Here is a 13634-nt window from a genome sequence, read left to right as displayed (position 1 = left end):
TTAAAAGCTTGTTAAATCAATCATTAGTTTGAAAATTCTCAATTTTTTTTAGAAAATTTGGATATTTTGAGAAAAGAAATCCTTTTCATCGGGTATAATAAAATAATACCAACGAAAGATGAATGGAGGAATTTTTTAATGTCAAAAACAGTTATTGTCGGTACTAATCACGCTGGTATCGCAGCAGCAAACACATTGTTAGATAACTACAAAGATCAAGAAGTGGTCATGATCGACAGAAATACCAACCTTAGTTATCTTGGCTGTGGAACAGCACTTTGGGTAGGTCGTCAAATTGATTCCTATGAGAACCTTTTCTACACGAAAAAAGAAGATTTTGAAGCAAAAGGTGCAACAATTCACATGGAAACTTCAGTGGATAGTATCGATTTCGACAAGAAAGTCGTTCACTGCAAAAAGAAAGATGGTTCAGATTTCACTGAAACATATGATAAGTTGATTTTGGCAACCGGCTCAGCTCCGATTGCTCCAAATATTCCAGGAAAAGATTTGAAAAATGTTGAATTCTTGAAATTATTCCAAGATGGACAAGCAGTAGATGCTGCAATGGCTCAACCAGGAGTAGAAACTGTTGCGGTTATCGGTGCCGGTTATATCGGTGTGGAAATTGCCGAAGCAGCAAAACGTCGTGGCAAAAATGTTCTGTTGTTTGATGCGGCAGAGCGTTGTTTACCAAATTACTATGACAAATGGTTTACAGATGACATGGATAAAGTGCTATCTGACAATGGTATTGAGCTTCATTACAATGAATTGGCAAAAGAGTACAAGGGAACAGACAAGGTTGAAGCGATTGTTACTGACAAAGGCGAATACCCTGTTGATTTAGTAATTAATGCCATTGGTTTTAAACCAAACAATCAATTAGGTAAAGACCATTTGAAATTGTTCGCAAATGGTGCATATTTGGTAGACAGCCATCAACAAACTAGTGATCCCGATGTTTACGCAGTAGGAGACTGTGCAACAATCTTCTCAAATGCTGTTCAAACAACAACTTACATTGCTTTGGCAACGAATGCTGTTCGTTCAGGAATTGTTGGTGCACACAACGTTGCCGGTACAGCGCTTGAATCAATCGGGGTTCAAGGATCAAATGGTATTTCCATTTTCGGCTACAACATGGTATCGACTGGTCTGACTGTTCAGGAAGCTGAAAAAGCAGGCTTTAAAGTGAAGTATACGCAATTTGAGGATACACAAAAACCTGGCTTCATGAAAGACAATCACAAAGTGAAGATTCGTATCGTTTACGATGAAGATACACGCCGAGTAGTAGGGGCTCAACTTGCTTCTTATGAAGACATCTCAATGGGTATTCACATGTTCTCACTGGCAATTGAAGAGAGTGTAACGATTGATAAGCTTAAATTATTAGATATCTTCTTCCTGCCGCACTTCAATCAGCCGTATAACTACATTACAATGGCTGCTTTAAGCGCTGAATAGAAGTAACACAAAACTAGTACAGACACTCTTCGTCATCTCGTAGAATAAGAGATGACGAAGAGCGTTTTTTTCTAGAAAAACAGTAAAATATTGTTAATATCTGAGACATTTTTCTAAAAAAGTTTAATTTTCGAAGACTTTCATGTATAATAGTTGGAGTTATAGACGTTAATTAGAGAGCAAGGAGGATTAATTTTGGCAAACGATAACCAAAATAATCAAGATCATTCTGATTCTTCTTTCAAAGATCAGGTAATGCGTTCATTGAGAGGGGATAATGTCGGAGATGATCAGGCATCTTCTTCTGAAAATAACTATCAACATGATAATCTGGATTCACAGACGGATTATTCCGGTTCATCGAACTGGACATCCGAACAACAGGAATCATCTGATAATTTTTCAAGAACATCTGATTCTCATGAGGATGAACAGTGGACAGTAGGGGAGCAGCAGGAGCCTGCTGATGGTGAACGTTCCTCTCGTGTTACAGAGAGTAGAGCGGATGCGAAAGAGACATTGAAACGAAACCGTGGCAAAGAAGACCGGATAGTGAATAAAATTGTGCTATTAGTTATTTCTGTATTAATTCTGGTCATCGCAGTTTTTGGTTTCACTTTTTATAAATATGTCAATGATGGGCTTCAGCCTTTAGACGAGAAGGATTCCAGTCTGGTACAGGTACACGTGCCGGAGGGGTCATCTAACAAACAGATTGCTTCGATTTTGGAAGAAAGCAAAGTGATTAAGAGCGGTATGGTATTCAATTACTATATCAAATTTAAGAACCTGACTGATTTTCAGGCAGGGTATTACCAAATGTCGCCTGATATGACGCTTGATGAAATCGGCGCAATGCTGAAGGCCGGTGGAACCGCTGAGCCGACACAGATTGCCGATGGAAAAGTAACAATTCCGGAAGGCTATGATATCGACAAGATTGGCGACGCCATCGAAGAGAATACAGACTTCAAGAAAGCAGACTTTATTGCTTTGATGCAAAATGCAGACTATTTCAATGCGATGCATGCAAAATATCCTGATTTATTAGGAAGTGCAGCGACAGCAGAAGGTGTGCGGTATCGTTTGGAGGGCTACTTATTCCCTGCAACCTATGATTACTATAAAGAGACTTCTCTGCAGGACTTTGTCGAGCAGATGATTGTCAAAACCAACAGTGTGATTGAACCGTATGTTCCGGCGATTCATGCAAGAGGAATGACGATTCAAGATGTTCTTTCTCTGGCTGCCTTGGTTGAAAAAGAAGGTGTCGAAGAGAGCGATCGGAAGAAAATTGCTCAGGTCTTCTTCAACCGTTTAGAAATCGATATGCCATTACAATCTGATATTTCTATCTTGTACGCGTTAGGCGAGCATAAAGAAAAAGTTTATAATAAAGACTTGGACGTTGATTCGCCATACAACCTGTATAAGAATACCGGCTATGGACCAGGTCCGGTTGACAGCCCAAGTGAGCAGGCAATTTCAGCAGTGCTGAATCCGGAAGAAAACAACTATCTTTATTTTGTGGCTGATATCACGACTGGAAAAGTGTACTTTGCTGAAACCTATGAAGAGCATTTAGCACTGGTTGAGCAGTATGTAAACAACACGGACGAGTAAGCCAAAAAAATAATTTGCGAATGATTTTGAGTACTATTTTACGAGCCAAGCTGTCATGGTGAGGCTCGTTTCGCTTTGATAAATTTATGAAAGCGTTAGATTTTTTATTTAGGCCTCCGGTTAAGGGGAAGATGGCACTTGATGACACGATACTTTTTACTGTAATACAAGTGAAAACAGAACGTTAGCGACAGGAATAAAGTATAGTCGGAGTTGAGCACCACTCTTTTTAACAGGATTTGTATCAATGAAAGATTAAAATTAAGTGAATCTTATTTACAATTTTTAGAAAGCATGGTAATCTTTTGTGGATTACAAATACCCTGTATTTTAGAAAAAAGTACATAACAAATTGTAGTAAGTTAAGTAAGGGAGAATTATTATGGTAGAAAAAGTATTTCCTATGACACTTGAAGGAAAAGAAAAATTAGAACAGGAATTAGAAGAATTAAAGACAGTTAAACGAAAAGAGATTGTTGAGCGAATCAAGATCGCACGCAGTTTTGGAGACTTGTCTGAGAACTCGGAATACGAATCAGCTAAGGATGAGCAAGCCTTTGTTGAAGGTCGAATCACAACCTTGGAAAATATGATCCGTTTTGCAACGATCATTGATAATAATGGAGTAGACTCCGATGAGGTATCTATTGGTAAAACTGTCACTTTCATGGAGCTTCCTGATGGAGACGAAGAAGAATATACGATTGTCGGAAGTGCAGAAGCAGATCCATTTTCCGGGAAAATCTCAAATGACTCACCAATTGCTCAAGCGCTAATTGGTAAATACCTAGGCGATGAAGTAGCAATTGCAACACCTGGTGGAGACATGCAGGTTAAAATTACAAAAGTAGGCTAATTATTCAGTCGATTGAGGATGGGAACAGAGTGTCCTGTCCTCTTTTGTTGAAAATTCAGGCTTAAGACCTATAGCAAAATACTGCCAAAGCAACTAATATTAGTATGGGAATTAAAGTATACTGTATATATAAATCTTGTTTGGCCAATTAGGCTGTATCAACTATTTTCGAGAGGAAATTTTAGAGGAAATAATTGGACAGGAACTATATAGTAAAAAAGGGGGAATCGAAATGAACAGTCCATGGAGATTTTTTATCATTGTGGAAGCATTGCTTTTCATCTTTGCTTTATGGCAAATCATACATAATACACCTCTTCTCATCTTGTTGATTATCGGCATTTTGAGCGTGATTTTTGCTCTTAAGAATAGAAGAAGCAGCTTTGGGAATTTTATGCTGGTTATGGGCATCATATTAATTGTTATCGGTGTCATTAACAGTCCGGCAGTTTGGCTGATGATGGTTTTTGGTATCCTTTTTGTCGGACTTAAAGGAGTCGAAATATCAGGAGTCGACCTTACTCAAAGAGCGCCTTGGAAAAAGAAACAGATGATGATTATTGAAACAACGAATGTCGAAAGTAAAAATGGCAGAAAATTCAAGCGTCCTTGGTTTGCCAATGAACGTATTGGCAGCAATGTCTATGAATGGGATGATATCAATATCGATATTCTTTCCGGCGATACAATCATTGATTTGGGGAACACACTGCTACCGAAAGATGACAATGTGATTATTGTCAGAAAAGGCTTCGGACGTACACGCATCTTAGTTCCTTTAGGTGTTGCCGTCTTGTTGGAGCATTCTACTTTCTACGGAAACGTGACATTTGAAAATGAAAAGTATCATTTGAAAAACGAATCATTGAAGATATACAGTGACAGTTATGACAGCAATCCTAGAAGATTGAAGATTATAACAAATACTCTTTTAGGAGATGTTGAGGTGATCCGAGTATGATAGCTGGGAAGATATCCCGACCAATGCTTGCCCTATATGCCGCGTTCAGCACCTTTTTAGTGGTGCTGTTTACGCTGTTCTCATATTTTCATTCAATCAAGCAAAAAGACTGGCTGTTAGAGCTTTTCCGACGAAAAGTTTTCTACATACCTTTCTTTTTTCATATTCTACTACTTTCTATGTTGGCAGGACTACTGACTTTCCTACTGATATCTATTGTGCAAAAAGCACAATATGGTAGAATTGAAGAAAAGTTACGTTTGTTGGCTGCCGGAAACTATGACAGCCCTTTACTTGGAAAGAAAATTCCTCATCCGGATAATGATGTGTACATTAATGATATCGATGCAGATATTAGCGCAGTGCGCAGCAGACTCATGGAAATGTCCAAGGAGTTGCAAATTTTAAATAGTCGACCTCAAGTCTTTGATGGGGAGACGAGAGAAGAAATTCTTGAGGAGGAGCGACATCGCCTGGCAAGAGAGCTTCACGACTCTGTCAGTCAGCAGTTGTTTGGCGCGATGATGATGATTTCGGCATTAAATGAACAAGCACAAAAATCAGAAACCTCAGACATGTTTAAAAAGCAGCTGGCAATTGTTGGTGACGTCATCAATGCTTCTCAGTCTGAAATGCGGGCGCTATTGCTGCATTTACGACCTGTAAGTCTTGAAGGCAAGAGCCTGAAAAAAGGGATAGAGCAGCTATTAAAAGAGCTTAAAACAAAAATAAAGATCGAATTGACTTGGGATGTAGAGGATGTATGCTTAAGCAACAGCATTGAAGATCATCTGTTTCGAATTGTTCAAGAACTTTTGTCCAATACATTGAGACATGCAAAGGCAAATGAATTAGAAGTTTATTTGCATCAGGTCGGTGAAAATGTTCTTTTACGTCTAGTTGATGATGGTGTTGGTTTTGACATGAATGAAAACGAAAATAAAGCCGGCAGCTATGGCTTGAAAAACATTCGTGAGCGAGTTGCCGGAATGGGCGGTTCGATTAAAATCATCAGCTTCAAGGGACAGGGAACAAGCGTAGAAATCAAAGTACCCGTAATAAAGGAGGAACAAACAGATGATCAAAGTAATGCTGGTGGATGACCATGAAATGGTTCGCTTAGGCGTTTCTTCTTATTTATCTATTCAAGATGATATTGAAGTGGTTGGCGAGGCTGAAAATGGTAAAATAGGTTACGAAAAAGCATTAGAATTACGTCCGGATGTCATTTTAATGGATTTAGTGATGGACGAAATGGATGGAATCGAATCGACTAAAGCGATTCTTAAAGACTGGTCAGAGGCCAAAATAATTATTGTCACAAGCTTTATTGATGATGAAAAGGTATATCCTGCGATTGAAGCAGGAGCGGCTGGCTATTTATTGAAAACATCAACTGCCCATGAGATTGCTGATGCAATCCGTGCAACCTTCAGGGGAGAGCGTGTACTTGAACCGGAAGTAACGACGAAAATGATGGAGCGTTTGACGAAGAAGCAAGAGCCTGTTTTGCATGATGATTTGACGAATAGAGAATTTGAGATTCTATTGTTGATTTCGAAAGGAAAGAGCAATCAGGAAATTGCGGATGAGCTGTTTATTACATTGAAAACAGTGAAAACACATGTCTCTAATATTTTGGCTAAATTGGACGTCGACGATCGAACGCAGGCGACCATTTACGCATTTAAGCATAAGCTGGTAAAATAAATCATTTTATTTTGAGATGAAATCTTAAATAAATAGTAGGAGCAGAAAGAAAGTATGAAACAGAATTTTGCCATTATCGGTTTAGGAAGATTCGGCGGCAGTATTTGTCAGACATTGATTGAAGCAGGTCAGGAAGTTCTGGCAATTGACAGCAACGAAGACAAAGTAAATGAGTATATGAATATTGCAACTCATGCGGTTGTAGCAAACGCACAGGATGAGATGACTCTTCGCTCGTTAGGGATTCGTAACTTCGATCATGTGGTTGTTGCGATTGGTGAGGATATCCAAGCCAGCATCCTTGTTACCTTGATGGTAAAAGAGATGGGCGTGCCTAATGTTTTGGCTAAGGCGGTCAATTCCTATCATGCTCGTGTGCTTGAAAAAATTGGGGCAGATGCAGTTGTCCATCCGGAACGGGATATGGGAATTAGAGTTGCCCATAAGCTGGTGTCTAAAAATATTCTGGATTATATTGATTTGTCCAATGAGTTCTCATTGGCAGAGATTCGCGTGTCGAATCCTAAATTTTATAACAAGACGCTGAGTGAGTTGAACTTTCGTCAACGCTTCGGCCTGACGGTTGTTGCCATTCGCCGTTCGAAAACAGAAGTCATCGCTTCACCGGCGGCAGAGGAGATTGTCAGAGAGAATGATAATCTGCTGGTTATCGGAAATACCGATGATGTCGATTTGTTGGATAACAAGATGAGTCAATAAGCAAGTTAGACATGAAAGTCCCCTCTTATATGCTACAATATGATGGTAGGGAGGGATGATGAATGAAATTAGAAATCACACCGCTTGCACAGCAGTGGTTTAGCCAAGAACTTCAGGTAGCTCCTGGAATGGGCGTTCGCTTTTACGGAAAGGTTTATGGAAATACGAATGTTCATGAAGGCTTTTCTGTAGGGATGTCTGTAGATACACCTGAGAAACCGCTGATTCAAACAGAGGTAGACGGACAGACTTATTTTATAGAGGAAAATGATGAATGGTTTTTTACCGGCTACGATTTACTGGTTGACTATGATGCAGCTTTGGATGAACCAAGCTATTTATTTGAAAAAAACGCTGAATATACAAAATAGAAGAGTAGAACAAACGAGATGAAAGTTTGTTCTGCTCTTCTATTTTAAGTGTCCAAACAAGCGGATGGAAAGCAGGGGAGGTTGCCTTCCACTTTTCATTATTATCCGGCGATAAAGCTGTCCGCTTTTTCGGCATATTTTTCTTGTAGAGTAGAAAAAAGGATTGTTTGGTAGTGTTCTATCTCAGTCAATGTAATCAATTTGAAATTTCCCTTTCGCCGTACGCTTTTTGGAAGCAGGAGAGGGGAGGTGGCGATATAATAGTCATAATCCTTTTTCTCGAAGGAGGTAATCAGCTCGGCTTCAACAAAAGGAATCTTGCCTAGGTATTCAAAGAGCGACTGAGAAACAATCGCATTTTGAAAGAGAATAACTCCTACGCGCAATTGATGATTTTCTTTTGCTCGTTCAAAGAATGGCAGTAAAAATACTGTACAGCTGAATACCAGATGATCCAGACAATTGAGAATCCAATGGTACTGCTTTGCCTGAGCTGTTTTTTTCAGGAATATCTGAACATCATGAAACAGTGGTTCGAATAGAGGATGGTGCCCCTTGAATAAATCATAGGAAAAGTCAACAGCCAGTGGAAGTCTATCTTCTCTTATCGCGTGATTGAGAAAAGTTGTGAAGATATTGATATGTAGTAGTTCTTTTTCATCTTCAGTAAGAGAATTCTCACCAAGTGCATGTATGTAAAAGCTTTGGAAATGTTCAATCAAATTACCTAAAGGATGATTCTTGCTGAGCATGTAAGATTTGACATAAGGAATCCGCGGATCATCAGAGTGGAAATACGGTATCCAGTAAAAGAGCATATAGGAAAGAAAATCTGTTTCTCTTGAACGATATTTTTGTGAAATGCCCATATGTTTCAATTCATCGAAAAAGGATAGGTTTGATTCAGGATAAACCAGTTGGTCAAAAGGTGTCTCAGCCAAAAAGTGCCCTTTTTCTAATCGTAGTCTATTGATTGATGTAAGAAGAAACCACTGTCTGGGTTCTACATACTTCATCCATTGTTTGTCATTGAAATCAAATAATTCAGGGCCGCGTTTATTTTCTCCTAAGGACAAGAAAAAATCTTCACCAAAGGAAGTTAGCCAGAAAAAGTTGAAATAGACAATCCGGATGATTGCTTCATTTCCGGTAATTCTCATTTTGGAACAATTTATCTGTATGTCGAATTTCTTCAAATAGCTGATTATCGGCTGGAGCCTTCTTAAAACAGAAGCTCTGCTTATGTAATTTTCTTCACAAAAATCTTCAAGTCGGTAATTTTTTTCCAAAATGGAAGCTAATAGAAATTTATAAGAGATGCTTTCCTGGAACAGGTACTGTTGGTAGGGGACACTGATAAGTTGTTCTTTCTTGAGGATGAGCTTACCATCTTCTGTAAGTAACGGGGTATCAATCTGTTGAATCAGATCATCATTCATTTCTGAAAACAGGGAAACTAGACGGGCGTGAGAGAAATCTGTGAACTGCTTAAAGTATCTGGGTGAATAGGTTCCATCATCACACTCTAAGAACTTGTGAAACATATCTAATTTTTTTTGTGCAAAGTCGTCTAATATGATTGTCTCAAGCATAATTATCTCCTTCTTTTAGTAAGCGTTTTAATAAGGTGATTCTTTAACTATCTCTATTACATAATACCCATGGAAACGGATAATTACAAGAGGGATTGTTATAAAAAAAGTTTTTTTTATCAAAAAAACTGATATAAACACCTGTTATTAAAAACAAATATCAAAAATCTTAACTTTAATTTAACGGTACGCTTGTTATTTAATTTTCGAGAGATTTCATTTTTATTGTATGTTATAATGGATACACAGATTTGTGCATAGGAGGAAATGTAAACATGTTATCGATTGTAGTTCCTTGTTATAATGAAGAGGAATCCATACCCATTTTTTTTAATGAGGTAGAAAAGGTTAGCCAGCTGATTAAACACGACGTAGAATATGTGTTTGTTAATGATGGTTCGAAGGATAATACATTATCTTGTTTAAGAGATTTACATAAGCAGCATCCTGATAAAGTGCGGTATTTATCGTTCTCAAGAAACTTTGGAAAAGAAGCTGGTCTATATGCAGGCCTTCAAGCTGCTACAGGAGACCTGGTGACTGTTATGGATGCCGATTTACAGGACCCTCCGGAACTGCTTCCGCAGATGATTGAGATGATTGAGACAGAAGATATTGATTGTGTGGGAACAAGAAGAACGACTAGAGATGGTGAGCCTGTTATCCGCAGCTTCTTTGCACGAATGTTTTATAAGCTGATTAACAAGATTGGTGAAACAGAGATGGTTGATGGCGCAAGAGATTTTCGCTTGATGACGCGTCAGATGGTCGACAGTATTCTTGAATTGACGGAATACAATCGTTTTTCAAAAGGAATTTTCAGTTGGGTAGGCTTTGACACAAAATACTTATCTTATGAGAATCGAGAACGTGTTGCCGGAGAAACATCATGGTCGTTTTGGAGTTTGTTCAGCTATTCGTTAGATGGAATTATTAATTTTTCTGAAGCACCATTAAATTTTGCCTCATATATAGGAGCACTATCCTGTGTAGGCTCTGTTCTTGCGATGCTGGTTATTCTGTTTAGAACAGTAATATACGGAGATCCGACAAGTGGTTGGCCATCCATGGTCGTCATTTTTCTTTTTGTTGGCGGACTGCAGCTGCTCTGCTTGGGAATCATTGGAAAATATATCGGCAAGATATTTATGGAGACAAAGAACCGTCCGGTCTATCTGGTAAAAGAGACTGAGAAGGATAATGTTAAATAGTATAGTTAAAAAGGACAGCGTTCAACGCTGTCCTTTTTTGTAGATTTTTATAGAATGAGCCTGGGACATAAAGAAATTCCCAGTCCTCCAGTGCCACTATATCCGAATAAACGGTGGACCAGCAGTAGCACCTTCGACAATAAGTCGAAATTGTTGAGAATCACTATTTTGTTCACAAAATAGATGATGAACAATACCTACTTGGTTAGCAAAAATTTGTAAAACACCGAGTAGGAATCAATCAACATCGGAATGGAACATTCCGTGTTTCTTGTCATTTTCGTAAATTCCGTCTTATTGCTTAGAATCACTGTGATTGCTCTTTTGAGCAGAGGAGATGATGAAAAGTACCTACTTGGTGCTTGAAGCTAACCACTTCTGGCCCGACCTCTGAGATTAATACCCGCGATCAAGATTCACTTGATTTCGTGTCAACTGTGCTTCAGTAATAAAGCTCTCTAAATTTGTAAGGAAAATTGACAGCAGTTTTTCCTTGAAGCCATCAGTCATTCCAGAAATATGCGGAGTAATCAAAACATTCTCCATTGTCCAAAGTGGTGAATCCTGTGATAAGGGTTCTTCCTCAAAGACATCTAACGCAGCAAAGCTGATTTGCCCATTTTCCAAGGCTTGAATCAAATCATCTGTTTTGACTGAGCGACCTCGCCCGACGTTGATAAAGACACTGCCTTTTTTCATGGCATGAAACATTTCTTCGTTATATAAATAATATGTTTCATCGGTTAATGGGAGGATGTTGACAACAATATCCATATCCTTAATCACTCGGCTCATATTTTTCTGAGAATAGCATTCTAAGAAGCCTGGTGAGGGATGCCCACTGGAATTGATGCCGTATGTTCGTATCTTCAGACCTTGCGCAAAGGAAGCCAGCTGTTGTCCGATATTTCCAGTTCCGACAATCAGCATACTCTGCTCGGACAATTGTTGATAGGTAATAGAAGAGTCCTTCCATTGTTTATCTTGCTGCGCTACAGCTGCTTGAAGGATGCCTCGGTATTTTGCCAGAAGCACACCTAATACATGCTCAGTGATGGAAATTGTATGGATACCGCTCCCATTTGAGAGTAAGATATCTCTTTTTTTGAATGCTGCCAGGTCGTAAGAATCCACACCAGCTGAGATAGATTGGACCCATTTCAGCTTGCTGTTCGGATTTTCGAGCAGCTTGGGATCATGCTTTTTATTCCATCCTAACATGATAACAATATCTTCTTCACGATAATTTTGGGACGGGTCAGCAGCATCAATGACCTCATAATCGTTAGCTGCGGCTTTGATTCGTTCAATTTGTTCAGGTTTGAAATGTTCCTGTAGTAAAATGATTGGTTTTGCCAACGGTGTTCACTTCCTTTTCTGTGATTGCCAATCGATCGTTTACTGACGACTAAAAAATCGATAATTGTACTTTGGCCAATTTCATTTAGCAACCACCATTCGTTAATTCAGTAAATAGGTATTGGCTAAGGGGATGTCCGCGTTTAAAACGCTGCATAAGTCAATTGTACCAAAAAAACGGTAAAACAAAAAAGGTTGGGGCTTATGCCTAGACATAAGCTCCAACCTGTTGATTAAATTTGTTCGCCTCTGGCATAAGCTTCAGCTAGAAGGTCTACTTCCTTTTTCAGCTCATCAACCATGATTTCTTCCGGAACAGTTCGAATGATTTTTCCTTTTTTGAAAAGCATACCTTTACCTTGGCCTCCGGCAATACCGATGTCGGCTTCTCTTGCTTCTCCGGGGCCATTAACGGCACAGCCTAATACAGCGACCTTGATAGGTGCTTTGATTTTCTCGATGTATTCTTCAATCTCATTTGCAATAGGAATCAAATCGATTTCTATTCTTCCGCATGTCGGGCAGGAAATTAATGAAGCAGCATTGCTGGCTAAACCAAAAGCCTTTAATACTTCCTTTGCTACCTTAATTTCTTCAACCGGGTCTGCAGATAGGGAGACACGACAGGTGTTTCCGATGCCTCTTGAAAGCAAGGCTCCTAAGCCGGCTGCAGATTTAATTCCTCCGGAAAATTTCGTTCCGGCTTCGGTAATTCCTAAATGTAAAGGATAGTCAAAGCTTTCAGCGGCTAAGGAATAGGCTTCGATAGCTAAGTTAACGTCACTGGCCTTCAAGGAAACGATGATATCGTAAAAGTCCAGATCCTCCAAAATCTTTATATGCTCCATGGCACTGGCTACCATTGCCTCAGCAGTCGGGTACCCATATTGTTGTAGGAATTTCTTTTCCAATGAACCGGCATTGACGCCAATTCTAATCGGAATACCTTTTTCTTTGCAGGCAGTAACAACTTTTTCCACACGGTCTTTTCGTCCGATATTGCCTGGGTTGATTCTGATTTTATCTACGCCTTGCTCAATCGCTTTTAATGCTAAACGATAGTCAAAATGTATATCCGCAACTAAAGGAATGTGAATTTGTTCCTTGATTGCTCTCAAAGCGTTGGCTGCCTCTTCATCAGGTACAGCGACACGAACGATTTGGCATCCGGCTTCTTCCAGCTCAAGGATTTGGGCAACTGTCTCTTCTATATGATGTGTTTTGGTTGTACACATGCTTTGAATAAACAGCTCGTTGCTGCCACCAATAGTTAGTCCGCCAACATTTACAGGACGAGTATCTTTGCGGTGGGTCATCTTGCTCATGGGTGTTTCTCTCCTTTGTCATTCAATCTGAAAGCCACCATGCTTTGCATTGACAGCAATAGCAAAATGGGCTCTTTTCTTATGCTTAGTATTGATTCCAAGTCAGGGAAGCAATAGCAGCATGAGTGATGTACCTGCTGCCAATCCTGAGAATTAGCAAACAAGCTGGTTTATGTCTGTCAGTCAGAAGACGGCTCTTCATTTAAGGAACAGCAGTCTTTAAAAATGCAATGGTTCAGTCTCAATGCTCAATAACCTATACTACCATATTCCGAGAAAAGAAGAACCTAAAAAATGTTTAAAATTGTGCTAAGAGGCTAAATGACAGAGAAATGCAGTGATACGTACATAATGAGTATAGCGAGAAATGGATAAGAAAAAGATGAGAACAACAATAAAAAATTATAGGCAATTATTTTGAAGGTTGCTTTCAAGT

12 protein-coding genes are annotated in these 13634 nt (G+C 39.2%); 9 read left to right on the top strand and 3 right to left on the bottom strand.

Annotated features, from left to right (window positions below; genetic code table 11):
- The first annotated feature begins 138 nt into the window (after nt 1-138).
- The 8 genes from nox (at nt 139) to IW510_RS06565 (ending at nt 7711) form a co-directional block, all read left to right on the top strand.
- Nucleotides 139-1470, top strand: a complete 1332-nt coding sequence (nox, locus tag IW510_RS06600; protein ID WP_202058015.1) for a H2O-forming NADH oxidase — start codon at nt 139-141, stop codon at nt 1468-1470.
- A gap of 195 nt (nt 1471-1665) precedes the next feature.
- A complete protein-coding gene (mltG, locus tag IW510_RS06595) occupies nt 1666-3093 on the top strand; it encodes an endolytic transglycosylase MltG (protein ID WP_236674634.1) in 1428 nt (475 codons plus the stop codon).
- Nucleotides 3094-3475: 382 nt separating this feature from the next.
- Nucleotides 3476-3949: a transcription elongation factor GreA gene (greA, locus tag IW510_RS06590; RefSeq protein WP_236674633.1), complete on the top strand. Its 474-nt coding sequence runs from the start codon at nt 3476-3478 to the stop codon at nt 3947-3949.
- A gap of 232 nt (nt 3950-4181) precedes the next feature.
- Nucleotides 4182-4910, top strand: a complete 729-nt coding sequence (gene liaF, locus IW510_RS06585; RefSeq protein WP_202058013.1) for a cell wall-active antibiotics response protein LiaF — start codon at nt 4182-4184, stop codon at nt 4908-4910.
- On the top strand, nt 4910-6013 hold the full coding sequence (locus tag IW510_RS06580) for a sensor histidine kinase (RefSeq protein WP_202058310.1): 1104 nt from the start codon (nt 4910-4912) through the stop codon (nt 6011-6013). Before liaF ends, IW510_RS06580 begins: the two co-directional genes overlap by 1 nt.
- On the top strand, nt 5988-6620 hold the full coding sequence (locus IW510_RS06575; RefSeq protein WP_202058011.1) for a response regulator: 633 nt from the start codon (nt 5988-5990) through the stop codon (nt 6618-6620). The genes IW510_RS06580 and IW510_RS06575 overlap by 26 nt, the downstream gene beginning before the upstream one ends.
- Nucleotides 6621-6674: 54 nt before the next feature.
- On the top strand, nt 6675-7340 hold the full coding sequence (locus IW510_RS06570; protein ID WP_202058009.1) for a potassium channel family protein: 666 nt from the start codon (nt 6675-6677) through the stop codon (nt 7338-7340).
- A gap of 62 nt (nt 7341-7402) precedes the next feature.
- The gene (locus IW510_RS06565) at nt 7403-7711 is read left to right on the top strand and encodes a HesB/YadR/YfhF family protein (protein WP_202058008.1); all 309 of its coding nucleotides are present in this window, start codon (nt 7403-7405) and stop codon (nt 7709-7711) included.
- 101 nt (nt 7712-7812) lie between these two features.
- On the opposite strand, the gene IW510_RS06560 is transcribed toward IW510_RS06565, so the two are convergent.
- The gene (locus IW510_RS06560; RefSeq protein ID WP_202058006.1) at nt 7813-9303 is read right to left on the bottom strand and encodes a helix-turn-helix domain-containing protein; all 1491 of its coding nucleotides are present in this window, start codon (nt 9301-9303) and stop codon (nt 7813-7815) included.
- A 275-nt stretch (nt 9304-9578) separates the two neighbouring features.
- Here IW510_RS06560 and IW510_RS06555 point away from each other — a divergent pair, with 275 nt between their 5' ends.
- Nucleotides 9579-10514, top strand: coding sequence for a glycosyltransferase family 2 protein (locus tag IW510_RS06555; RefSeq protein WP_202058004.1), 936 nt, complete (start codon nt 9579-9581; stop codon nt 10512-10514).
- Nucleotides 10515-10910: 396 nt separating this feature from the next.
- Here IW510_RS06555 and IW510_RS06550 read toward each other — a convergent pair whose 3' ends face one another.
- Both IW510_RS06550 and ispG read right to left on the bottom strand, forming a co-directional pair.
- Nucleotides 10911-11873: a phosphoglycerate dehydrogenase gene (locus tag IW510_RS06550; protein ID WP_202058002.1), complete on the bottom strand. Its 963-nt coding sequence runs from the start codon at nt 11871-11873 to the stop codon at nt 10911-10913.
- A gap of 233 nt (nt 11874-12106) precedes the next feature.
- Nucleotides 12107-13198, bottom strand: coding sequence for a flavodoxin-dependent (E)-4-hydroxy-3-methylbut-2-enyl-diphosphate synthase (ispG, locus tag IW510_RS06545; protein ID WP_236674631.1), 1092 nt, complete (start codon nt 13196-13198; stop codon nt 12107-12109).
- Nucleotides 13199-13634 lie beyond the last annotated feature (436 nt).

This window comes from Enterococcus sp. BWR-S5, from assembly GCF_016745255.1.
Taxonomy (GTDB): domain Bacteria; phylum Bacillota; class Bacilli; order Lactobacillales; family Enterococcaceae; genus Enterococcus_L.
Note: the sequence above shows the minus strand (reverse complement) of the source record. Positions and strands in the feature narration are given on the sequence as shown.

Excerpts from the sequence above, each read along its gene's own strand:
- nox (WP_202058015.1), top strand. The coding sequence starts at position 139 with ATGTCAAAAACAGTTATTGTCGGTACTAATCACGCTGGTATCGCAGCA.
- greA (WP_236674633.1), top strand. The coding sequence starts at position 3,476 with ATGGTAGAAAAAGTATTTCCTATGACACTTGAAGGAAAAGAAAAATTA.
- liaF (WP_202058013.1), top strand. The coding sequence starts at position 4,182 with ATGAACAGTCCATGGAGATTTTTTATCATTGTGGAAGCATTGCTTTTC.
- IW510_RS06575 (WP_202058011.1), top strand. The coding sequence starts at position 5,988 with ATGATCAAAGTAATGCTGGTGGATGACCATGAAATGGTTCGCTTAGGC.
- IW510_RS06570 (WP_202058009.1), top strand. The coding sequence starts at position 6,675 with ATGAAACAGAATTTTGCCATTATCGGTTTAGGAAGATTCGGCGGCAGT.
- IW510_RS06565 (WP_202058008.1), top strand. The coding sequence starts at position 7,403 with ATGAAATTAGAAATCACACCGCTTGCACAGCAGTGGTTTAGCCAAGAA.
- IW510_RS06560 (WP_202058006.1), bottom strand. The coding sequence starts at position 9,303 with ATGCTTGAGACAATCATATTAGACGACTTTGCACAAAAAAAATTAGAT.
- IW510_RS06555 (WP_202058004.1), top strand. The coding sequence starts at position 9,579 with ATGTTATCGATTGTAGTTCCTTGTTATAATGAAGAGGAATCCATACCC.
- ispG (WP_236674631.1), bottom strand. The coding sequence starts at position 13,198 with ATGAGCAAGATGACCCACCGCAAAGATACTCGTCCTGTAAATGTTGGC.